Here is a 22,906-nt window from a genome sequence, read left to right as displayed (position 1 = left end):
TTTTCCTAACTTAAAATTCTTTTTAATACTTCTTCATAGGCCATTTTTACATTACCTAGGTCTTGTCTGAAGCGGTCTTTATCTAATTTTTCATTAGTTTTGCTATCCCAAAATCTACAACTATCAGGGCTAATTTCATCAGCTAGTATCATATTTCCTTCACCATCAATACCAAATTCTAATTTAAAATCAATCAATCTTAAACCTTTAGATTCAAAGAATTTAACCAAGATAGAATTGATTTGTCTTGCAATGTTTTTTATTAATTCTAAATCTTTTTCACTTTTTACTAAATTTAAAATCAAACAATGCTCATCATTGATAATAGGATCACCTAAATCATCATTTTTATAACAAAACTCAACTACAGCAAAAGGTAAAATCGTACCTTCTTTAATGCCTAATCTTTTTGTTAAAGATCCTGTAGCTACATTTCTAGTAATAACTTCAATAGGTATAATATTGCATTTTTTAACAATTTGTTCTTTATCGCTGATAGTTTCTACTAGATGTGTTTTAATACCTTCTTTTTCTAAAAGATGAAAAATTTCAGTACTAATTTTACAATTTAACGCACCTTTTCCCGCTTCATTACCTCTTTTTTCTGCATTAAAAGCAGTTAAATCATCTTTAAATTCCGTGATGAGTAAATTCTCATCATCAGTCTTAAACATTTTTTTACCTTTTCCCTCGTATAAAAGATCTAGTTTTGTTGCCATTTTACTCTCCTTTTGTGATGTTTAAAATTTTGATTGCATCTATTGCAGTTTTTAATTGTATATCATTATCAATTTGCTCTTTAGTGATGATATTTTTATCTTCTTTATTATCTTTTTTCTTTTCTTGATGTCCGATTTTATCAAGTTCAGCTTGCAAGTGTTTTTTTAGATCGCTTTCTTTGATTTCAAAGCCATGATTTTCTTCTTTACTTACTTTTCCTGGGAATACTTCTATATCAGGACTAACCCCGACAGCTTGTATGGTTCTACCACTTGGTAAATAATATTTTGCTATAGTAAGTCTTAAGCCTTCTTTACCTTTTTCATCCATTGGCAATATAAGCTGTACGCTGCCTTTTCCAAAGGTTTTTTCGCCTATGATAATAGCGCGTTTGAAATCTTGTAAAGCTCCACTTACAATCTCACTTGCACTAGCGCTACCACCATTTACAAGCACTACTAAAGGTGCGTTGGTGATTTTTTTACTAGGATTTGCTTTAAATTCTACATTCTCATTTTCTATTTTTCCTTTTTGTGAGACAATTACTCCTTTATCTACAAAAAGATTTACTAAGCCTACGGCTTGATTTAAAATACCACCCGGGTTGGTTCTAAGATCTAGTATAATTCCTTTTACATTAGAATGTTTTTTGATAGCTTTACTAGCTTCATCTACGACATTTTTATCAAAATTAGTCACTCTTAAATAAAGTAAATTTTCATTTTCGATTAATTTTGTATAAACGCTATCTACTTTTATAATATCTCTTTTTAAATTGACATCAAATGGTTTTGCATCGCCTTTTCTATAGATAGTTAGAGTAACCTTTGTCTTAGGTTCTCCGCGCATTTTAGAAACAGCTTCATTTAAAGTCATACCTAAGGTTGATTCGTTATTAATTCTTAAGATAATATCATCAGTTTTAATGCCTGCTTTATCTGCTGGACTTCCTTCTATAGGAGCTACAACGCTAATTGCTCCATCTTTTTGCGTAATAGTAAAGCCAAGTCCACCAAATTCTCCATTAGTTTGCTCTTTAAGTTCTTTATAACCTTTTTCATCTAAGAAAGAAGAATGAGCATCTAAATTTGTTAGTAAGCCTGCTATGGATTTATCAACCAAATCTGTATAATTAACATCATCAACATAGTATTGTTCTATGATGGACATGGTTCTTGTGAGTTTAGATAAAGCTTCTATTTTCTTTTCTGCTTCACTAGGAGCGGGGTTTTTAGCTTGTAAATTAGTAAAAATAAAAGAAGCGGTTACTAAACTACAAATGCTAGCTGCGATAATAAGATTTCTTTTTGTCTTCAAAGGAAAAACTCCAAAATAAATATGAATTCATAAAATAATTATCTAATTTTAGTTATTTTTGCTTAAAAAATCGTAAATAAAGTAAATATTTTTATTATATTAGTGTGTTTATATAAAAAATTATTTATAAATATAACTAAATAAACTTGACAATAATAGACTAAAGTTATATAATACATCTCATATAAAAGTAAAAAAGGAGCAAAAATGGCAAATATACAAGATTTTTTAACAGATTCTATGCTTTCAAATATAGAAAGTGCGATTTCTTTGGCCATTCATTCTAAGAATAGTGAAATAAAACCTTTGCATTTATTATGGGCTTTAAGTGTTGATAGTTCAAGTTTGCTAAATCAAGTTTTTAATAAATTAAATGTTTCTAAAGAGGCATTTGAGCTAGAAGTAAAAAGTAAAATTTCATCTTTTCCTACTAGCTCAAATGTAAATAAAGATAATATTAAATTTTCAAATGAATTTATTAATTCTCTAGAAAAAGCAAAAGGCTTGGCTTTAGAAAACAAAGATAGCTATTTGGCTGTGGATATGTGGCTTGTCTCAGAAAGTACGAGTGGGGTTATTAAAGAACTTTTATCTAAATTTGTAGATTTAAATGAATTTAAAAAAGAATTAGAATTTATTAGAGCTGGAGCTAAAATAGAAACCAAAACAAGCGATGAAACGCTTGATTCTTTGTCTAAATTTGGTATTGATTTGACTATGAAAGCTAAAAACAATGAACTTGATCCTGTCATAGGCAGGGAAGAAGAAATTCAAAGATTAATGCAAATTTTAATTAGAAAAACTAAAAATAATCCTATTTTATTAGGTGAGCCAGGGGTAGGAAAAACTGCTGTAGTAGAAGCTTTAGCACAAAGAATAGTAAAAAAAGATGTTCCTACTTCATTGCAAAATAAAAAAGTCATAGCCTTGGATATGAGTGCTTTAATAGCAGGAGCAAAATACAGAGGTGAATTTGAAGATAGATTAAAAGCTGTTGTAAATGAAGTAATAAAACACAAAAATATCATTTTATTTATAGATGAAATTCACACCATTGTAGGTGCAGGTGCAAATGAAGGAAGTATGGATGCAGCAAATATTTTAAAACCTGCTTTAGCAAGAGGTGAGCTTCATACTATAGGCGCTACAACCTTAAAAGAATATAGAAAATATTTTGAAAAAGATGCGGCTTTGCAAAGAAGATTTCAACCTGTAAATGTAGCTGAGCCTAGCGTGAATGAAGCTTTGGCAATGCTAAGAGGTATAAAAGAGAAATTAGAAATTCATCATAATGTAACTATTAATGATAGTGCATTGGTAGCAGCTGCAAAACTATCTAAGCGTTATATAGCTAATAGATTTTTACCTGATAAGGCGATTGATTTAATTGATGAGGCCGCAGCAGAATTAAAAATGCAAATAGAAAGTGAGCCAAATTCACTAAGAAAGGTTAGAAAACAAATTGAAAGCTTAGAAGTAGAAAATGAAGCTTTAAAAATGGAAGAAAATGAAACTAATGAAAAAAGATTAGAAGAGATTAAAAAAGAATTAGCAAATTTAAAAGAAGAGCAAATCAAACTTAATGTTAAATTTGAAAATGAAAAAGCAGTATTTAATGGTATAAGTGCAAAGAAAAAAGAAATCGATACTTTAAAAAATGAAGCTGTTTTAGCTAAAAATAAAGGAGATTTCCAAAAAGCTGCTGAAATAGAATATGGCAAAATTTTAGAGTGCGAAAAAGAGGTATTAAATTTAGAAGAAAAATGGAAACAAATGACCCAAGAAGGAGTTTTGCTTAAAAATCAAGTAGATGAGGATTTAGTAGCAGGTATTTTAAGCAAATGGACAGGTATTAGCGTGCAAAAAATGCTTACTTCTGAAAAGCAAAAATATTTACACATTCAAGAGTATTTACAAGAAAGCGTCGTAGGGCAAGATGAGGCTTTGAGTGCCTTGGCTAGAGCTATTAAACGTAATAAAGCAGGGCTAAATCAAGCAACTAAGCCTATAGGAAGCTTTTTATTTTTAGGGCCAACTGGGGTAGGTAAAACAGAAAGTGCTAAAGCTTTGGCTAAATTTTTATTTGATGATGAAAAAGCTATGGTGCGTTTTGATATGAGTGAATTTATGGAAAAACACAGCATATCAAGACTTTTAGGTGCACCTCCAGGATATATAGGGCATGAAGAAGGCGGGGAGTTAACTGAAGCTGTTAGAAGAAAGCCTTATAGTGTGATTTTGTTTGATGAAGTAGAAAAAGCCCATAAAGATGTATTTAATATACTTTTGGGAATTTTAGATGATGGTAGAGCTACAGATAGTAAAGGCGTAACGGTGGATTTTACTAATACTATCATTATCTTAACTTCTAACATAGGTGCAAATTTTATCATGGAGTTAAAGGGCGAAGAAAGAAAAAAAGCTATCAAAGAAGCTCTTAGAAGCTTTTTTAGACCTGAGTTTTTAAATCGTTTAGATGATATTATTACTTTTAATCCTTTGGGAGAAAGTGAGGCTGAAAAAATAGTTAAATTGCTTTTTAATACCTTGCAAAAAAGTCTTGAAAATAGAGGTATTAAAGCAAGCTTGAGCGATAATGCTGCTAGGTTAATAGCAAAGGTTGGTTTTGATGTTGATTTTGGTGCAAGACCATTAAAAAGAGCTTTATATGACATGGTAGAAGATAAATTAAGTGATATGATATTATCTGATGAATTAAATGAAAATGATGAGATTATTATAGATTCTAAAGATGATGAGATTGTCATCATTAAACAATAAGCAAGTGCAATACTTGCTTATTTTAGAGTAAAATTATCCTATTAACATTAAATTGTAAATACTTCGTATATTTGTTTAAAAAAATATTATTTTTTATCTATTCTTAACAATAAATGTTTTAAAATCTTTAATGATATTTCTATATTTAAGGAACAACAAATGAGTGATTTAGATATTTTTAATCGCCGTTTAGACGCATTAGAAAAACTTCCTCTTTTGAAAAATGAGATTTCTATCTCTAAAGCCTTAGAACAATCAGGTTTTTCAAGAAGAGATTTTATGAAATGGGCTAGTGCAATGACTGCATTTTTGGCACTACCTGCTAGCTTTACTCCAGTAGTTGCAAGAGCTGCTGAGCTTAGTGATAGACTTCCAGTGATTTGGCTTCATATGGCTGAATGTACAGGATGTTCTGAGAGTTTATTAAGAAGTGATGCTCCTACTATTGATAGTTTGATTTTTGATCATATTTCTTTAGAATATCATGAAACTATAATGGGTGCAGCAGGTTGGCAAGCTGAGCATAATCTTGAAGCTGCTATGGAAAAATATAAAGGTAGATATATTTTAATGGTAGAAGGTGGTATACCAACAGGTGCTACAGAAAACTTTTTAACCATAGGACCACACGGCAAAACAGGTAAGCAAATAGCAGTTCAAGCTTGTGATAATGCTTTGGCTATTTTTGCTATAGGCACCTGTTCAGCTTTTGGTGGTATTCAAGCTGCTAGACCTAATCCAAGTAATGCTGTGAGTTTAAGTAAAGTTACAAATAAAACAGTTATTAATGTTCCAGGTTGTCCTCCAAGCGAGAAAAACATTATAGGTAATGTGATTCATTATATATTGTATCAAACATTGCCAGCGCTTGATGCTTATAATAGACCAAAATGGGCTTATGGATTAAGAATTCATGATCTTTGTGAAAGAAGAGGACGCTTTGATGCGGGTGAGTTTGTGCAACAATTTGGTGATGAAGGAGCAAAAAAAGGATATTGTCTTTACAAGGTAGGTTGTAAAGGACCTTATACTTTTAATAATTGCTCAAGAGAAAGATTTAATCAACATACTTCATGGCCAATCCAAGCTGGACATGGTTGTATAGGTTGTTCTGAACCAGATTTTTGGGATACTATGGGGCCTTTTGAAGAAGTGATGGCAGGAAGGTTATTTGATACTGTTTATGGTTTGGGTGCTGATAGTATTTCAGATAAAATTGGTATAGGTGTGCTTTGTGTAACAGGTGTTGCTGTTGCTGCGCACGCTGTAATTGCTTCATTAGAAAAGAATAAGGATTAAGAATGTCAAAAAGAATTATTATAGATCCACTTACTAGAATAGAAGGACACTTAAGAGTTGAAGTGGTGGTTGATGAAAATAATGTCATTAAAGAAGCATATTCGGGATCAACCCTATGGAGAGGTTTGGAAACTATTGTAAAAGGTCGTGATCCAAGAGATGCAGGCTTTTTAACTCAAAGAATTTGTGGTGTTTGTACTTTTTCACACTATAGGGCAGGGATTATTGCGGTAGAAAATGCTTTAGGTATTACCCCGCCATTAAATGCTGTTTTAACCAGAACTTTAATGAATGCAGCTTTATACATGCATGATCATGTGGTGCATTTTTATCAACTTCATGGGCTTGATTTTGTTGATGTTGTAAGTGCTTTAAGTGCTGATGTAAAAAAAGCAAGTGATGAAGCGTTTAAATACACCGATATGCCTTATGCAACAGGTGCAGATAAACTTTTAGAAGTACAGCAAAGGCTAAAAACCTTTGTAGATAAAGGAAATCTTGGACCATTTGCAAATGCTTATTATGGACACGCAACTTATCGCTTTACTCCTGAGCAAAACCTTATTGCGCTTTCACATTATTTAGAATGTTTAAGAATTCAAAGAACAATAGCTCAAGCTATGGCGATTTTTGGTGCTAAAAATCCTCATCCACAAAGCTTAACAGTAGGTGGTGTGACTTGTGTTATGGATCTTTTAAACCCATCAAGAATGGCTGAATATATGACTAAATTCCAAGAAGTAGCTGATTTTATTAATCGTGCTTATTATCCAGATATCATAATGGCTGCAAAAGCTTATTCTAAAGAAGCAAGTGTATTAAATGATGTAGGGGTAAATAATTTCTATACCGAAAAAGAATTCCAAGTTTCTAGCGATGAGTGGCTGTTTGAAGGTGGTATTATTAGAAATGGTGATTTGAGTAAGGTTGAAGAAGTAGATGAAGCTAAAATCACTGAAGAAGCTACAAGATCATGGTATGCAGACAATGAAGCTTTACATCCTTATGATGGCAAAACTAATCCAAACTATACAGGCTTAATTGATGGTGAAAGCATTGATGATAAAGGTAATATGGTTCATAGTAAGGTATTTGATACTAAAGGTAAATACAGCTGGATTAAAGCTCCAAGATATGAAAATTTACCTATGCAAGTTGGACCATTAGCAAATATTTTAGTAAATTATGCTAAGGGTAATAAAATTGTAGTAGAAGCGGTTGATTCATTCTTAAAAACCACAAATTTACCAGTTAAAGCACTTATGAGTACTTTAGGAAGAACAGGTGCTAGAGCGATTGAAGCTAAAATCATTGCTGATCATGGTTTAAAAGCATTTAATTCTTTAGTTGAAAATTTAAAAACAGACGAAAGCACTTGTGCTACTTATGTAATCGATAAAAATAAAGAATACAAAGGTAGATTTATGGGAAGTGCGCCTCGCGGTGCGTTGAGTCATTGGTGTAGAATTAAAAATGGTGTAATTGAAAATTGGCAAGCAGTGGTACCTTCTACTTGGAATGCAAGTCCAAAAGATGCAAATGGAGTAGGCGGTAGCTATGAGCAATGTCTTATCGGTATGAAACTAGCTGATGTTAAACAACCTTTAGAAGTAATAAGAGCTATTCACTCTTATGATCCTTGTATAGCATGTGCTGTGCATGTAATGGATACTAAAGGCAATAATCTTAGCGAGTATAAAGTTAATGTAAATTTATAAGGAAAGGACTTTAGTATGGATTCTAAACATTCCTTAAAATCAAACAGAAAGGCTGAATACGAATTTAGTATTGGCCTTCGTTTTACACATTGGTTAAGAGCAGTTGCGATCGTGATTTTAGTAGGGACTGGATATTATATTTCTTATGTATTTCAATCTCCATCTATTTCATCTGAACCAACTTTATTTATGCAGGCAAAATACCGCATGGTGCACCAAATTTTTGGATTTATCTTAATAGCTTGTGTGATTTTTAAAACATATTTGTTCTTTTTTGATTCAAAAAGTGATGGTGAGAGAAAAAGCATAAAAGATATTTTTAATGTAAAATTATGGATAGAGCAGATTAAATTTTACATTTTTTTAGGAAAGCATCCGCATTTACAAGGTGTATATAATCCTTTGCAATTTGTAACTTATTTTTTCTTTTATCTTGTTATGTTTGGACTTATTTTAACAGGATTAATCCTTTATATGCATGTATATCATGAAGGCTTGGGTGGATTTTTATATAACATCTTAAGACCTATTGAAGTAATGTTAGGTGGATTAGCTGATGTTAGAACCTACCATAGAATTTTAATGTGGATTGTGTTGATTTTTGTTCCAGTGCATATTTATATGGCTGTGTTTAACTCAGTTAAAGGTAAAGATGGTGCTTTAGATGCTATCTTTAGTGGTTATAAATTTGTAAGAGAAAATCATTGAAACTTCTAATCTTAGGTATTGGTAATATTATGTTTGCAGATGAGGGCTTAGGCGTTCATCTTTGCAAACTTTTAGAAAAAAATTATAAGTTTTATCACGAAAAAGACTCAGTGAGCTTTGTAGATGGTGGAACTTTGGCTTTACAACTTAGTTATATTATAGCTGAATATGATGAAATGGTTGTGATTGATTGTATTGCAGCAGATGATGCTAAGATCGGAGATATTTTTTTCTTTCCTTATGATGCAATGCCAAAAAAAGTTAATTGGAGTGGTAGTGCACATGAGGTTGAGATGCTTCAAACTTTACAATATATGGAGCTTATGGGAGATTTACCTAAAACTCAAATTTTAGCCTGTGTGCCAAAGCGCATAGAACCATTGAGTTTTAAACTTTCAAAAGAAGTCTTGAGTGCTTTAGAAAAAATGGAGAAAATTTTACTTGATTTTTTAGAGAAAAAAGGCTTTACTTATGAGAGAGTTGCTAATTATAATATACAAGAGCTTGCTCTAAATTCTTATAAAAGCTAAGCAAAAGCTTAGCTTAATTTTTAATCATCAAATTTTTGTCCTAAGAAATTTCCATTTACATCAGTATAAATTTCCATCATATTATTTAGTTTAAATTTATAACCTTGAATTTCTTTTTCAACTTTAATTATACTTGCATTTGGGTGCATTTTCTTAATCGTTGTTAAAACATTTGGACTTAAAAAAGAAGTATCAATTGGTCTGTATTTTGCATCAATTTCTTTCCAATCTCCATTGATAAAAAACTCAAGTTCAGTTCCATTGTCTAAATAAACATCAAAACTATCAATATCTTGTTTAACTAAAGCTATGTTTGAGCCTGTAAAATGTTTTTGTATAAAATTTTTAGAATTTGCTGGTAAAGCATTTACACCTACAACCATATCTCTTGCAAAAACACAACTTGCTAGAGCTAATGCCATTAAAGCTATTTTTAATTTCATTTTTTGTCCTTTAAATTGAATTATTTGTGAAATCATATAAATATTGAGTGAATTTTGTGTGAACTTTGTTTTTTTAAAATAAATAGCAAGTATTTAATTGTATAATGATAAAAAAGTTTTAAAAGGATAAATAATGTATAGGTTTGCACCATCGCCTACTGGAGATATGCATATTGGAAATTTAAGAGCAGCTTTGTTTAATTATATTAAAGCAAGACAAGAAAATACAGATTTTATTTTGCGTATTGAAGATACGGATAATGCTAGAAATATTGCTGGAAAAGAAGAAGAAATAAAAGCTATTTTGAAAGAATTTGGTATAACTTGGCAGCATTATTATGTACAAAGTGAAAATTTGAAATTTCATCGTCAAATGGCTTTAAAGCTAGTAAGTGAAAAAAAAGCTTTTGCTTGTTTTTGTACTGAGGATGAGTTAGCGCATAAAAAAGAATTAGCTAAAAGTAAAAATCAAGCATATAGATATGATGGCACTTGTGAAAAATTAGCAGATATTGATGTGTTAAATTGTGAGAAACCTTTTGTAATTCGTCTTAAAAAACCTCAATCTCAAATGAAATTTACTGATTATATTAAAGGTGAGATTAGTTTTAATCCTGAAGATATTGATAGTTTTGTGATTATGAGAGCGGATAAAACCCCAACTTATAATTTTGCTTGTGCGGTTGATGATATGTTAGAAGGTGTTACTTGTATTATAAGGGGAGAAGATCATGTTTCAAATACTCCTAAGCAAGAGCATATTAGAGCAAGTTTGGGTTATGATAAAAGCATGACTTATGCACATTTACCTATCATCTTAAATGAAGAGGGTGTTAAAATGAGTAAAAGAGAGGCTCATTCTAGTGTAAAATGGATGCTTGATAATGGATATTTAGCAAGTGCTATTGCAAATTATTTAATCCTTTTAGGCAATAAAACTCCAAAAGAGATTTTTACTTTAGAAGAAGCTATAGAATGGTTTGATTTGAAAAAAGTTTCAAAATCTCCTGCTAGATTTGATACTAAGCGTTTAATGCAAATTAATCGTGAGCATATAAAAATGCTTGATAATGATAAATTAAATTCTTTGTTAAATTTAGGCAAAGATGTAGCGGAGCTTGCAAAATTTTATACTCAAGAAGCTAGCACACTAAATGAGATAAGAGAAAAAATACAAGCCATTTTTGCAGTTAAAAATTATAATAAATTTGAAAATGAGTGTAAGTTGATTAAAGAGATTTTAAAAGATTTGGATTTACCTCAAGAATATGATGAGTTTAAAAAGATTTTGATGGAAAAAACAAATTTAAAAGGTAAAAATTTCTTTATGCCTTTGCGTTTAGTATTAACAGGGGTTACCCATGGACCTGAAATGAGTGAAATTTATACTCTAATCAAGCCTTTTGTTAAAGAAATTATAAAGGAGTAAAATGGGAGTTGGAACAAGTTTGATTGTATCTTTGGTGCAAATTTTTTCTTTAGTGATTGAAATTTATGTATGGATTATAATTATTGCTGCTTTAATTTCTTGGGTAAGGCCTGATCCATATAATCCTATAGTACAAATTTTATATCGTTTAACTAATCCTGCTTATGCTTTTGTAAGAAGATTTATCCCTACTACTATAGGAAGTATTGATTTAGCACCTTTGATTATTATTTTAGGATTAAAATTTATCCAAATATTTTTATCAAATTTAATTTTAGGAAGTTTATAAGTGTTGAAAAAAAGCGTGGTATTACTTTTAGCCGGAGTAGTTTTTGCAAATAGTGCGATGTATTCTTATAAAGAATTAGAGCAAAGACCAAATTCTTTAGCTAAGGATTATTATTTATATCGTTTATTGGAAAAAAATGAATTTAGAAAAGAAGAAGTTGAAGGTTTAAAAGAGCATATTTATCGTTATGTAGGGCGTATTAAAAATGCTATTGAAACGATTATTCCACCTTTGGGATATAATAAAGAATATGAAGCTTGTTATAAATTTAATGCGCAAAATATCTTAGATGCTAATGCTACTTGTCAGCTTATAAGATTAAACAGTTTAACTTTTATACAAGATCTTAATACTTCAACGCGTAATGAGATGAAAAAAATTATCCCGCAAGATAATCCAAATTTAGTAAAGCTTTTAGAAGCTTTTAATGCTAAAGATCCTCTAAGTTATGCGGTTTTAAATTATGATAGTGCAAATTTTTATAAAATTTATGGCTTTTTAAAAGATAAAAAGGATTTTTTTTTAGAAAAAGATTTTGTTGATGAGTTAGCAAAAGAAAAAGAATTTACAAATTTTGTAAAAGAAATTATCATTAAGAAAAAAAGTCCATTGATAAGAAAATCTTTAGTTAATGTAGATGCAAATTTAACTTTTCAAGATAATGCATTTTACTTAGGTGTGAATGCTATTTTAGAAAATGACGATAAAAAAGCACTGGAATTTTTCCAAGTAGCAAAAGATACTTTTAAAAGTAAGCCTTTAGTAGATAATGCAAATTTTTGGATTTATTTAATCACTCAAGATAAAAAGTATCTTGATGAGCTTGCTCAAAGTGATTCTTTAAATATTTATAGTCTTTATGCAAGGGAGTTAAAGGGCTTGCCTTTGCCTAAAATAGAAGAATTAAGTCCAAAAAAACAAAAAAATGATTTTGATATGAAAGATCCTTTTGCTTGGCAAAAACTTGCAAAAGAAATTGCAAAAGGTACTCCTAATGAGCTAGAAAAGCTTGCAAAAGATTTTTATACTAAAGAAAATATCGCTATTTATGCTTATATTAAAGAAAGAGCTGAGGGTTTTAAAAAACATTATTTCATTATGCCTTATTTTGAGTATTTAAAAGATTATTCTACACAAAGAAAGGCTATGATTTTAGCTTTAGCTAGACAAGAAAGCCGTTTTATCCCAACAGCCATTTCAACCTCTTATGCTTTAGGTATTATGCAATTTATTCCATTTTTAGCTAATCATATAGGCAATAAAGAATTGCAAATTCCAAATTTTGACCAAGATATGCTTTTTGATCCAAAAACAGCCTATACTTTTGCAAATCATCATTTAGATTATTTAGAATCTAAGCTTAATTCTCCGGTATTTGTGGCTTATGCTTATAATGGAGGTATAGGATTTACTACTAGAATGCTCAAAAGAGAAGATATGTTTAGAGCGGGAAAGTACGAACCATTTTTATCTATGGAGCTTGTTCCTTATGCAGAAAGTAGGGTGTATGCTAAAAAGGTTTTAGCTAATTATATTGTGTATTTGCATCTTCTGAACGATAATACACCGATTTCGAAATTTTTTGAAACTTTAACTCAAAACACTGATTCTCAAAACACAAATCAAGTTTTAAAATAGGTTTTTGTATCAACTCATCAAGGGTGATTTTGTAATAGCTTGCATAATCACTTTTGATGATATATTTAAACAACTCATCATTTTGATCTAAGGCTTTTAAGTTAGTTTTTTCTCCATCTATGAGTATTGAAATTTGTTCTTGTTTGATATTGATATTTGGTAAAAAACTAAGCACAAAAACTTCTTTTTGGCTTTTTTCATCTAATACAGGATTTAGATAACTTAACAAAGCAACTACTCTATTATCTTTATAATTAAAATTGATTTTTTGTGCATACATAAGAGTTTGGCTTTTTAAATCGATTTCACTTTGTTTTTGAGTTTTATTTGAGCATGCAGTAAAAATAAGTGTTAAAAAAATAATCATATAAATTTTTTTCATATTTTATTCCTAATTTTTTTATAATTATAAGCTTTTAACTTTTAAAAAGATATAATTTTGTTTATTTTCTTTGATTTAAGGAAGTTATGAAAAGATTAGCAATGGCTTTTAGTGGGCCTTCCAATTCAGGTAAAACAACTTTAATAACCCAAGTTGCTAAATATTTTATGGAACAAAATTATAAAGTATGTATTATAAAACATGATCCAAAAGATAAAGCAAGTTTTGATATAGCAAAAAAAGATAGTTTTAAATTTTTTCAAAGTGGTGCTGATGTAATGGTTTTAAGCCCTACAAGGACAACTTTATTTACACATTCTCCAAGTACTTTAGATGAAGCTATTTCCAAACTAGGAGAATTTGATTTTTTATTTATAGAGGGCTTAAAAACCTTAGATATGCCAAGAATTAGTGTTTTTTGCAAAGAAGTGGATGAGAGCTATTTTGCTTATTCTAAGGCTATTGCAAGCTATGAGAAAATCGAAAATAAAAATTTAACTTGGCTTTATTTGGATGATTTAGAAAGTATTTGTGATTTTGTATTAAAAAATTCAAAAAAAGTATAGGGGTAAAATATGCAAGAATTAATTAACGATATACAAAAAGCAGTGATTGAAATTTCAAAAGAACTTAGATATTTAAAAGATTTTGATTATACTACTTCTCAAAATGCTACTGGAGATAATCAATTAAAACTTGATGTAAAAAGCGATGAGATTATCACTAGAATTTTAAAGCAAAGTAAAGGTATAAAAAGCTTAATTAGTGAAGAAAAACAAGAACAATTATTAATCAATGAAAATGAAAAATACATTGTTGCTTATGATCCTTTAGATGGCTCATCTTTGGTAGATGTGAATTTTGCTATAGGTTCTATTTTTGCTATTTATGAGCAAAAGGCTAGTGCAAAAAATCTAAAAGCAGCAGTTTATGCTATTTATGGTGTGCGTTTAGAGCTTATAGTATGCATAGATACTCCTAAGCTTTATAGGTTAAATGAAAATGATGAATTTGTTTTTGTTAAGGATTTAAAATTAAACGAAAAAGGCAAATTAAATGCAAGCGGCGGGACACAAAAAAATTGGTCAAATACTCATAGAGCTTTTATAAAAGCTTTATTTGATGAAGGATATCGCTTAAGATATTCAGGTGCTATGGTGAGTGATTTACACCAAATTTTACTCAAAGGTGGAGGATTATTTTCATATCCCGCAACAAGCGATGCGCCAAATGGAAAATTAAGAGCATATTTTGAGGTATTTCCTTTTGCTTTTATTTTTGAAAAAGCAGGAGGGCTTTCTACTAATGGAGAAAATAACTCTTTACTTGATTTAGAATTTGAAAAAATCCATGCAAGTACGCCATGCTTTTTGGGTTCAAAATATGAAATTGAAAAACTAAAACAAGCTTATAAAGGGCTTTAATGGCTGAAGTTAAAGATGAATTTGAACTAGCTTTAGAAGCTAAAAAAAATGAACTTCAAGCTTGTCAAAATGATAAAAACTTAAAATCTTGTTTACCTTGCTCTATGATTTTTGAATGCTCTTTAAGAAAAGAGTATATTGATGCAGTTTATAAGAGTATGTCTAAAGGTAAAGAAGGTGGATTTGATTTTTAATTAAAGGTTGAAAATGCGTTATATTACTACTCCGATATATTATGTAAATGATGTGGCTCATATTGGTCATGCTTACACTACGATTATAGCAGATACTTTGGCTAGATTTTATCGCTTGCAAGGAGAAAAAACATTCTTTTTAACAGGTACAGATGAACATGGTCAAAAGATAGAGCAAGCTGCTAGTGCTAGAAATTTTACCCCTAAAGAATATGCAGACGAAATTAGTGCTAAATTTAAAAAACTTTGGGATGAGTTTGAGATTTCTTATGATTATTTCATCAGAACTACAGATGAAAATCACAAGTTAAGCGTACAAAAAGCATTTAAAAAAATGTTTGATAAAGGTGATATTTATAAAGGAACTTATGAAGGCTTTTATTGTGTTTCTTGTGAGAGTTATTTTACCCAAACTCAGCTTGTAAATGAGTGTCATTGTCCAGATTGTGGTAAAAAAACACAGCTTTTAAAAGAAGAAAGTTATTTTTTCAAGCTTTCTAAATATCAAGATCAAATTCTTAAATGGTATAAAGAAAAAGAGCCGATTTTACCTAAAAATAAGGCTAATGAATTAATCCACTTTGTAGAAAGTGGTTTAAAAGATCTTTCTATTACAAGAACGAGTTTTGAATGGGGTATAAAGCTTCCAAAAGAACTAAATGATGAAAAACATGTGGTATATGTTTGGCTTGATGCTTTGATGAATTATGTGAGTGCTTTGGGTTATGGACTTGATGATAAAAATATGGATCTATGGCCTGCTCATATTCATTTTGTAGGTAAAGATATCTTGCGTTTTCATGCAGTGTATTGGCCTGCGTTTTTGATGAGTTTAGAACTTCCTTTGCCTAAATTTGTAGCAGTACATGGCTGGTGGACTAAAGATGGTGAAAAAATGAGCAAATCTAAAGGTAATGTAGTAGCACCTAAAGAAGTAGCAGATACTTTTGGTTTAGAAGCTTTTAGATATTTTTTACTCAGAGAAGTTCCTTTTGGCAATGATGGGGATTTTTCACAAAAAGCATTAATCACTAGAATCAATGCAGAATTAAGCAATGAGCTTGGAAATTTATTAAATAGAATTATCGGCATGAGTGCTAAGTATTCTCAAAATATTATTGATTGTAAAGATGTGAATTTGTATTTTAATCAAGAATTAAATGAATGTAAAGAGTATTTAGATAATGCAATCAATGCTTTAGAAAATATCCAGCCAAATCGCTATTTAGAAGAACTTTTTAAGGCTTTATCTTTAGCAAATTTAAGTATTAGTAGGTATGAGCCTTGGAATTTAATTAAAAATGATCAAATGCAAAAAGCTAATGCCTTAGTAGCTTTATGTGCTAATATTTTAACAAAAGTTACTATTTTACTTTCAGCTGCTATGCCAAAAACAGCTTTAAAAATTGCCAAAGCTTTAAATTTTGAAATTTCAAACGAAAACTATCAAAAACTAATTTTAAACAATCAATTATGCGATTTAAAATCAAGTGTATGTGAGGCTTTATTTCCAAAAGTTGAATTAACCCAAGAAAACAAAAAAGAAGAAAAAGTAGAAGAGAAGCCAAGTTTAGCTCAAATTAAAATTGATGATTTTAAAAAAATTGAAATTAAAGTAGCACTAGTAAAAGATTGTCAAAATATAGAAGGCAGTGAAAAGCTTTTAAAATTTCAGCTTGAACTTGAAAATGGCGAACTAAGACAAGTGCTTTCGGGTATTGCTAAATTTTATAAAGCTAGTGAGTTAATAGGTAAGCAAGTTTGTGTTATTACTAATCTAAAAAAAGCTAAAATTTTTGGCCATGAAAGCCAAGGTATGATTTTAAGTGCAGAAAAAAATGGTAAATTAGTTTTAATTAGTCCACAAAGCTTTATCGAAAATGGAGCTTTAATAGGCTAAATGAATATTTCTAATTTTATTGAGCTTGTTAATGCCCAAGTTTTAAACTATGGAGCAACTTCTAGTGTTTATGATTTTAGTATAGATTTAAACAAAGTCAAACAAGCAAGTGTATTTTTTGCTAAGAATAATGAACAAGCTAGTTTTGCTATAAAACTTGGAGCTTATGTTATAGTAAGTGAGGAGAAATTAAATCTTGAAGATAAAGATGTGTTTTATCTTCAAGTTGATGATCTTGAAGAAGCTATTTTTAGGCTTTTTAGATTTTTATGCGAAGAAAAATCTTATGAATTTATATGTTGTAATCATATAGAATTAAAATTTGCAAAAGCCTTTAATTTTAAAGTCTTAAATTCAAATATTTTATTAGATTTTGATCTTTTAAAAAATTCTAAAGAAAAAACTTTCTTTTGTTCTGATGATGAAAAATTTATTTTAAAATTAAAATCAAATTTTCATACCTTAAAAGCTTGTAAATATGAAATTTTAGGCTCAAAATCTTTATTTCAAACGAGCTTACTTTGTAAAAATTTGTATTTTAAAGATTTAAAATTTGCATTTTTTTATGCAGATATTTTTGCTAGTTTTATTGAATTTATAGAAAGTCAAAAATTACCCTTTAGTTTTAATGATAAAAAATTAGAACTTTTTAAAGCCTATTTTTTAAACTCAAAAAATGAAATTTGTGTTTTTGGAGGTAGCTCTAGGGTGATTTTACTCGTGGAAAATGATGAGGATTTTGACTTTATAGCACAAAAACTTCAAGACACTAAGGGTTTTAAAACCGCATTAAAAAATTCTTTATTTTGTGATTTTTCTTATACAAATTTAAAAGAATTAAAAAATTTTCTTGACTTTAGATATTGCTTGATAAAAGAAAACATAGAAGACTTTTTGGAATGTTTTTCTGTCTATGAAAAAAATATTAATTTATTTGATTAAAAAAATATATACTTTAAAAAGCTATATTTCTAATTTTATTTTATTAATTTAAAGGAAAAATATGAAAAAATTTTTATTTTTAAGTTTATTTGCTGCAGCTGCATTGAATGCTGAAATTTTAGTTTATGGCCCAGGCGGTCCAGCTCCTGTTTTAAAAGAACTTGCTAAACAATTTGAAGCAAAAAGCGGAGAAAAAGTTATCGTTAATGCAGGGCCAACACCTAAATGGATCAAACAAGCCAAAATGGATGCTGATATCATTTATTCTGGTAACACATCTATGATGGATGGATTTGTTAAAGCTATGTCAAAACAAATCAAAATACAAGATGTTCAGGTTTTAAATGCTAGAGGATCAGGTATGATAGTAAGAGCTAATAACCCTAAAAAAATTAAAAAATTTGAAGACCTTTTAAAAGATGGTGTTAATGTTATGGTAGTTGATGGAGCAGGGCAGGTTGGCTTGTATGAAGATATGGCTTTAAAAATAGGAAAAATCGAAAACCTAGAAAAACTTAGAAAAAACATCAAAGTGTATGCTAAGAATTCAAAAGCAGCAGTTGATGAGTGGAAAAATAATCCAAATATCGATGCTTTAATCATTTGGACACATTGGATTAAAGCAGTTGGTGAGAAAGAAAATAAATTTATAAAAGCAGATAAAAACTCAATTATTTATAGAGCTGCTGAAATAGTACCAACACAAAAAGGTTTAAAAAATCCAAAAGTAACTGAATTTATAGAATTTACACAAAGCAAAGAAGCGCAAAAAGTATGGGAAAAAGAAGGTTGGTTAGCTAAATAAATTAAAAGCATTTTACTTTAATGTAAAATGCTTTTTTTGAATTATTTTTCGTTAATTTCTGCTTCGATGTTGATTTGCACTTCATCACTAAGTGTCAAGCTAGAGGTATCTGGAGCAAATTTAAAATCACTTCTTTTAATTTGTCCTTGTAAAGTAAATCCTGCCTTTTCTTTACCACTATCTGTTTTAATAACCCCACCAATTTCAGTATCTAAAACAATATCTTTACTTACACCAGCAATATTTAAAGAGCCATACATCTTACCTTTTTCATTAGAAATTTTTTCATATTTGCTCATAGTAAAAGTGATGTTTGGGTGAGTTTTTGCTTTGAAAAAATCATCTTGTTGTAAATGGGCATCTCTTGCTTTATTTTCAGTATTTATAGAAGCAACTTTTACATTTGCTTGAAGTTTATTAAATTCAAATTTAGTACTATCAAAATCAACCACTGCATCATAGTCTTTAAAATTTCCATTTACATTACTAATTTGCAAATGCTTGATTTTAAAAGCTACATTTGTATGAGCTTTATCTAGAATAAATTCTTTACTTAAAGCATTGCTTGCTAAAATTGAAGCAGCTAAAAATGAACCAAGTAGTATTTTTTTCATTAATTCTCCTTTTTTAATTTGTAAAATCTATTATACAAACAAAAATAAAATGAAAGTAAATTTTAAATGTACTCTATAAAATCTTTCACATTGGCTTCTTTAAAGCCTTTTAATCTTAATAAACAACTATCACATCTGCCACAAGCTTTATCTTCTCTTTCATAGCAAGACCAAGTGTATTCTAAGGCTACCTTTTCTTTTAAAGCTAATTCAACTATTTGTCCTTTGCTTAGATGAACTAATGGGGTTTTAATTGTAACATTACAAGTTTTTGTTGTGCCTTCATTGATAAACTCACTTGCTTTTTGTATGAAATTTGCACTACAATCAGGATAACCACTACTATCTTCTTGTACTACTCCTATGAAAATACTTTCGCATTTTTCTTTTTCAGCTATGGCTCCTGCAATAGATAAAAAAATACCATTTCTAAAAGGAACATAAGTATTTGGAACTTCTTTTTCGTGTAGCTTTTCTTTGGGAATTTCTAAATTTAAATCCGTTAAAGAATTACCACCAATATTTGCTATAAATGAAACATCTAAAATATATTTTGTTTTTATGTTAAGTTTTTCACAAATTTTATTAAAACATTCTCTTTCTTTAAGCATGGTGCGTTGATTGTAATCAAAATGCAAAGCAATGATTTCATATCCTTCTTTTTTGGCTAAATACGCACATAAAGTACTATCCATACCACCACTTATAATACAAAGAGCTTTTTTCATACTTTTCCTTAATTTTGATATAATTTGAAATTATAAAATCAAAAGGATAATAATGATTTTTTGCGAAGAAGAAATGGATATTTCTTTTCTTGAAAAAATTGCTCAAAAAATGAGTGATCAAAATATAGAACTTGTTTTGGTAGATGAAAAAACTATGCATGAAATTAATCTTAACCAAAGAGGAGTAGATAAAACTACAGATGTTTTGTCTTTTCCTTTAGTGCAAAATTGTGAAAATTTGCTTGGTAGTATTGTGATAAATTTAGATGAAGTAAGTAAAAAAGCAATGGAATATAAACACAGCAATGAAGAAGAGATGGCATTGCTTTTTATACATGCTATGCTTCATTTGCAAGGTTATGATCATGAGGTAGATCAAGGACAAATGAGACAAAAAGAACAAGAATGGATTGAGTATTTTAAACTACCAAAAAGTTTAATTATAAGAACACAAGAAGGGGATTGAATGATTAAAAAAATAATATTAAATTTAGGTTTATGTGCGAGTTTATATGCATATAATGAAAATACATTTACATTAAATATTTTAGAAGGAAAGGAATTTGATATTTACTTATATAGTTCCATTAAAAGTAACACTAGTTATGGTTTTGTCCAAACAAAACAAAAACAATACAGTTTTTGGGGTAGTGCTAAGAATGATGAATATTATATAGATATAGCAGATTTTGGAACTTGCGTTTTAAAAGATATGCATAAAAATAAATTTGATGCTTTATGCAAAATAGATGAAGTAAAAAAAGAATTTAGTTTTTTAGCCAGCAAGACAAATACGATGATTAATCAGCTATCACTTAAAGAACAAAAACAACTAGATGTCAATAAAACTATAGAATTTGACTTTAGTGAAGATATTTTAAAATCAACAAGTAAAAATGAAAAATTAAATAAAATTATTGATGACTTTAATGAGAATTTAGATAAAAATTCATTAAAACAAAAAGCAAAAGAAAGCTTTGAAAAATGGAGTAAAGAAAACATTTCTAATAATGAGTTTTTTTCTCAAGCTTATATGTTTTACCAAGATGAGCATATTATCTCTTTAGGAAAAAATATTTATGAATATAAAGGTGGTGCTCATGGTATGACTAATTTTTTAAGAAAAACTTATAGTATTGATGATATGAAACTTATAAATATAAAAAATGAGTTAAAAATAGAAAGTGAAGATTTTCAGAATATGATTAAGCAAAAGATTTTAAGTTTATACAGTGAAAATGAATTATTTGATATTAAAGAACTTAAAATGAGTGAAATTTTTGAAGTAAGAAAAGATGGATTAAATTTTATATGGGAACCTTATGAGATAGCTCCATATTCAACAGGAGCAGTTGAAGTTTTTATAAATTTTGATGAATTAAAACCTTTTTGGAAGAAAAATTCAAAACTTGCTTATTTGAGTAAAATCAAATAAGCATTTAATCATCAAATTTTTGTCTTAAAATTGTTCCATTATCGTCTATGTAAAGCTTCATTTGATTGTTTAGTTTGATTTTATAATAAGAAATTTTTCTTTCTATTTCTATGATTGCTGTATTAGGGTAGATATTTTTGATGGTATTTTGTATTGTTAAAGGTAAAATCGCATAATTTAACGAGCTGAAATTTTCAGCCTCTTTAAATTCTCCATTAAGCGAAAACTCAATCTCACTTCCATCACTTAAATAAATCTCATAAGAATAACCATCTTGTTCTACTAGGCCTATTTCTGCATTAAAATAATCTTTGATAAATTGTTTGATATTTACCGGTAAAGAATCAGGTGCTATAACTATACCTGCATTAAGGGTATTTAGAGTGATCAAAAAAGCAAAAGCTAGTTTTTTCATTTTTAACCTTATTTTATTTTTTGACGATATTGTATCTTATTAGTGTGAATTTTATGTGTAAGCTAGAATTTAAATAGCTTTTTGTTATAATTATTAAAAATACAAAGTAGGGTAATGATAGCTTCTTTTCTAATTGCTTTAAATGTTGTGATATTTGTCTTTGTGAATTATCTTTATTTTGGAACCTTAAATTTAGATGCTATTTTAGGTTTAAATTTATTTTTCTTTCAAGGATTTTACTGGCAAATTCTAAGCTCAATGTTTATGCATGGAAATTGGCCTCATTTGATTTTAAATATGATAGTGCTTTTTCAATTTGGCTCTATGCTGGAAAAATACTTAAAAAGCTTTAAATTTGCTTTGCTTTATTTAATTGGCGGAATTCTTTGCTCTTTGCTTAGTGTTTTTTATGTGTATTTAAGTTTTGATGGTAGTTTTGTAAATGTAGTGGGTGCAAGTGGTGCTATATGTGTTTTAATGGGATATTATGCATATTTGGATAAAACCGCCACTAAAGGACTTATCGTAGCTATATTATTAATGAGTTTTATACCTATTTTTATGGGTGTAAATATAGCTTGGTATGCACATATTTTTGGCTTTATATGCGGATATCTTTTGGGTAAATTTAAGGTTATAAAATGAAATATATCTATTTTATCCGTCATGCTAAGGCTCAAAAAGAAAATTATGAACAAGATTTACAACGAGAGCTTAGTTCTAGTGGAAAAGATGATCTAAAAACTATGATTTATAGGATTAAAGATTTAGAATTTAAAGCCCAAAGTATCATTTCAAGTCCTGCTAGGCGTTGTATAAAAACAGCGCAAAAACTCTGCAAAAGCTTTTCTTTAAAAGAAAAAGATATCAAGATAGAAAAAAACTTTTATGATGGTAATTTAGAAGATGTATTAAATTTTATAAAAGAATTAAAAGAGAGTAGGGTAGTGCTAATTATGCACAATCCTTTATTGCAAGAACTTTGTGAATATTTAGCTCATATAGATTTAGAAAACTTTCCAACTTCTGCTATTTTATGTATGCAATTTGATATAAAAGAATTTAAAGATATAAAAGAACATAGCGGAGAAGTTGTGTTTTTTGATTATCCTAAAAGTCAAGAAAATCACTAATCTACATTTTTAAACTTCAATTTTATTTAAGTAAAAATACAAACTAAAATTTAGTTGAAATA

General features: G+C 29.0%; 25 protein-coding genes. 18 read left to right on the top strand and 7 right to left on the bottom strand.

Going from position 1 to position 22,906, the window contains the following annotated elements:
• Positions 1-5 precede the first annotated feature (5 nt).
• Positions 6-719 carry a phosphoribosylaminoimidazolesuccinocarboxamide synthase gene (gene purC / locus L8X36_RS01975; RefSeq protein ID WP_263663357.1) on the bottom strand — a complete coding sequence of 238 codons (714 nt, stop codon included), beginning with the start codon at positions 717-719 and terminating at the stop codon, positions 6-8.
• A 1-nt stretch (position 720) separates the two neighbouring features.
• Positions 721-2,037 (bottom strand): S41 family peptidase, encoded by a 1,317-nt coding sequence (locus L8X36_RS01970; RefSeq protein WP_318529553.1) that lies wholly within the window; start codon positions 2,035-2,037, stop codon positions 721-723.
• 207 nt (positions 2,038-2,244) lie between these two features.
• Between L8X36_RS01970 and L8X36_RS01965 the strand changes: the two genes are divergently transcribed.
• The 5 genes from L8X36_RS01965 to L8X36_RS01945 all read left to right on the top strand — a co-directional run bounded on the left by L8X36_RS01965 (position 2,245) and on the right by L8X36_RS01945 (position 9,073).
• Positions 2,245-4,818, top strand: coding sequence for an ATP-dependent Clp protease ATP-binding subunit (locus L8X36_RS01965; protein ID WP_263682300.1), 2,574 nt, complete (start codon positions 2,245-2,247; stop codon positions 4,816-4,818).
• 159 nt (positions 4,819-4,977) lie between these two features.
• Positions 4,978-6,117, top strand: coding sequence for a hydrogenase small subunit (locus L8X36_RS01960; protein ID WP_258107370.1), 1,140 nt, complete (start codon positions 4,978-4,980; stop codon positions 6,115-6,117).
• Between the two features lie 2 nt (positions 6,118-6,119).
• A complete protein-coding gene (locus L8X36_RS01955) occupies positions 6,120-7,835 on the top strand; it encodes a nickel-dependent hydrogenase large subunit (protein WP_263682299.1) in 1,716 nt (571 codons plus the stop codon).
• Between the two features lie 15 nt (positions 7,836-7,850).
• Positions 7,851-8,543 carry a Ni/Fe-hydrogenase, b-type cytochrome subunit gene (gene cybH, locus L8X36_RS01950; RefSeq protein ID WP_263663354.1) on the top strand — a complete coding sequence of 231 codons (693 nt, stop codon included), beginning with the start codon at positions 7,851-7,853 and terminating at the stop codon, positions 8,541-8,543.
• Positions 8,540-9,073 carry a HyaD/HybD family hydrogenase maturation endopeptidase gene (locus L8X36_RS01945; protein WP_263663353.1) on the top strand — a complete coding sequence of 178 codons (534 nt, stop codon included), beginning with the start codon at positions 8,540-8,542 and terminating at the stop codon, positions 9,071-9,073. The genes cybH and L8X36_RS01945 overlap by 4 nt, the downstream gene beginning before the upstream one ends.
• A gap of 20 nt (positions 9,074-9,093) precedes the next feature.
• On the opposite strand, the gene L8X36_RS01940 is transcribed toward L8X36_RS01945, so the two are convergent.
• Positions 9,094-9,516 carry a PepSY-like domain-containing protein gene (locus L8X36_RS01940; RefSeq protein ID WP_263663352.1) on the bottom strand — a complete coding sequence of 141 codons (423 nt, stop codon included), beginning with the start codon at positions 9,514-9,516 and terminating at the stop codon, positions 9,094-9,096.
• 133 nt (positions 9,517-9,649) lie between these two features.
• On the opposite strand from L8X36_RS01940, the gene gltX reads away from it, so the two are divergent.
• From gltX to L8X36_RS01925, 3 genes are read left to right on the top strand one after another with little or no spacing between them, the layout of a single operon-like run.
• Positions 9,650-10,945, top strand: a complete 1,296-nt coding sequence (gene gltX, locus L8X36_RS01935) for a glutamate--tRNA ligase (RefSeq protein WP_263682298.1) — start codon at positions 9,650-9,652, stop codon at positions 10,943-10,945.
• A 1-nt stretch (position 10,946) separates the two neighbouring features.
• Positions 10,947-11,234 carry a YggT family protein gene (locus L8X36_RS01930; RefSeq protein WP_012661430.1) on the top strand — a complete coding sequence of 96 codons (288 nt, stop codon included), beginning with the start codon at positions 10,947-10,949 and terminating at the stop codon, positions 11,232-11,234.
• Positions 11,235-12,872, top strand: coding sequence for a lytic transglycosylase domain-containing protein (locus L8X36_RS01925; RefSeq protein WP_263682297.1), 1,638 nt, complete (start codon positions 11,235-11,237; stop codon positions 12,870-12,872).
• On the opposite strand, the gene L8X36_RS01920 is transcribed toward L8X36_RS01925, so the two are convergent.
• Positions 12,760-13,254: a hypothetical protein gene (locus tag L8X36_RS01920; RefSeq protein WP_263682296.1), complete on the bottom strand. Its 495-nt coding sequence runs from the start codon at positions 13,252-13,254 to the stop codon at positions 12,760-12,762. The two genes, L8X36_RS01925 and L8X36_RS01920, sit on opposite strands and share 113 nt — an antisense overlap.
• A gap of 86 nt (positions 13,255-13,340) precedes the next feature.
• Between L8X36_RS01920 and mobB the strand changes: the two genes are divergently transcribed.
• The 6 genes from mobB to L8X36_RS01890 all read left to right on the top strand — a co-directional run bounded on the left by mobB (position 13,341) and on the right by L8X36_RS01890 (position 18,519).
• Positions 13,341-13,820, top strand: coding sequence for a molybdopterin-guanine dinucleotide biosynthesis protein B (mobB, locus tag L8X36_RS01915; protein WP_263682295.1), 480 nt, complete (start codon positions 13,341-13,343; stop codon positions 13,818-13,820).
• 9 nt (positions 13,821-13,829) lie between these two features.
• Complete coding sequence (locus tag L8X36_RS01910) at positions 13,830-14,678, top strand: class 1 fructose-bisphosphatase (RefSeq protein ID WP_263682294.1); 849 nt, start codon at positions 13,830-13,832, stop codon at positions 14,676-14,678.
• Complete coding sequence (locus L8X36_RS01905; RefSeq protein ID WP_263663348.1) at positions 14,678-14,872, top strand: hypothetical protein; 195 nt, start codon at positions 14,678-14,680, stop codon at positions 14,870-14,872. The genes L8X36_RS01910 and L8X36_RS01905 overlap by 1 nt, the downstream gene beginning before the upstream one ends.
• Positions 14,873-14,885: 13 nt before the next feature.
• Positions 14,886-16,772, top strand: a complete 1,887-nt coding sequence (metG, locus tag L8X36_RS01900; RefSeq protein ID WP_263682293.1) for a methionine--tRNA ligase — start codon at positions 14,886-14,888, stop codon at positions 16,770-16,772.
• Positions 16,773-17,714 (top strand): hypothetical protein, encoded by a 942-nt coding sequence (locus L8X36_RS01895; RefSeq protein WP_263682292.1) that lies wholly within the window; start codon positions 16,773-16,775, stop codon positions 17,712-17,714.
• Between the two features lie 61 nt (positions 17,715-17,775).
• Entirely contained in the window at positions 17,776-18,519 is a 744-nt protein-coding gene (locus L8X36_RS01890) for a substrate-binding domain-containing protein (protein ID WP_263682291.1), read from the top strand.
• A 41-nt stretch (positions 18,520-18,560) separates the two neighbouring features.
• Here L8X36_RS01890 and L8X36_RS01885 read toward each other — a convergent pair whose 3' ends face one another.
• Both L8X36_RS01885 and queC read right to left on the bottom strand, forming a co-directional pair.
• Positions 18,561-19,133: a YceI family protein gene (locus L8X36_RS01885; protein ID WP_263663344.1), complete on the bottom strand. Its 573-nt coding sequence runs from the start codon at positions 19,131-19,133 to the stop codon at positions 18,561-18,563.
• Between the two features lie 62 nt (positions 19,134-19,195).
• Complete coding sequence (gene queC, locus L8X36_RS01880) at positions 19,196-19,861, bottom strand: 7-cyano-7-deazaguanine synthase QueC (RefSeq protein ID WP_263682290.1); 666 nt, start codon at positions 19,859-19,861, stop codon at positions 19,196-19,198.
• A 52-nt stretch (positions 19,862-19,913) separates the two neighbouring features.
• Here queC and ybeY point away from each other — a divergent pair, with 52 nt between their 5' ends.
• Together ybeY and L8X36_RS01870 are read left to right on the top strand one after the other, a co-directional pair.
• Positions 19,914-20,327, top strand: a complete 414-nt coding sequence (gene ybeY / locus L8X36_RS01875) for an rRNA maturation RNase YbeY (protein WP_257404513.1) — start codon at positions 19,914-19,916, stop codon at positions 20,325-20,327.
• Positions 20,328-21,296: a DUF3298 and DUF4163 domain-containing protein gene (locus L8X36_RS01870; protein WP_263682289.1), complete on the top strand. Its 969-nt coding sequence runs from the start codon at positions 20,328-20,330 to the stop codon at positions 21,294-21,296.
• Between the two features lie 4 nt (positions 21,297-21,300).
• Here the strand turns inward: L8X36_RS01870 and L8X36_RS01865 are convergent, their stop codons facing one another.
• Complete coding sequence (locus tag L8X36_RS01865; protein WP_263663340.1) at positions 21,301-21,711, bottom strand: PepSY-like domain-containing protein; 411 nt, start codon at positions 21,709-21,711, stop codon at positions 21,301-21,303.
• Positions 21,712-21,825: 114 nt separating this feature from the next.
• Between L8X36_RS01865 and L8X36_RS01860 the strand changes: the two genes are divergently transcribed.
• Both L8X36_RS01860 and L8X36_RS01855 read left to right on the top strand, forming a co-directional pair.
• The gene (locus L8X36_RS01860) at positions 21,826-22,356 is read left to right on the top strand and encodes a rhomboid family intramembrane serine protease (protein ID WP_263682288.1); all 531 of its coding nucleotides are present in this window, start codon (positions 21,826-21,828) and stop codon (positions 22,354-22,356) included.
• Positions 22,353-22,844 (top strand): SixA phosphatase family protein, encoded by a 492-nt coding sequence (locus tag L8X36_RS01855; protein ID WP_263682287.1) that lies wholly within the window; start codon positions 22,353-22,355, stop codon positions 22,842-22,844. The genes L8X36_RS01860 and L8X36_RS01855 overlap by 4 nt, the downstream gene beginning before the upstream one ends.
• Positions 22,845-22,906 lie beyond the last annotated feature (62 nt).

The organism is Campylobacter sp. CNRCH_2014_0184h (genome assembly GCF_025772985.1).
Taxonomy (GTDB): Bacteria; Campylobacterota; Campylobacteria; order Campylobacterales; family Campylobacteraceae; genus Campylobacter_D.
This window is presented reverse-complemented; position numbering and strand designations above follow the sequence as displayed.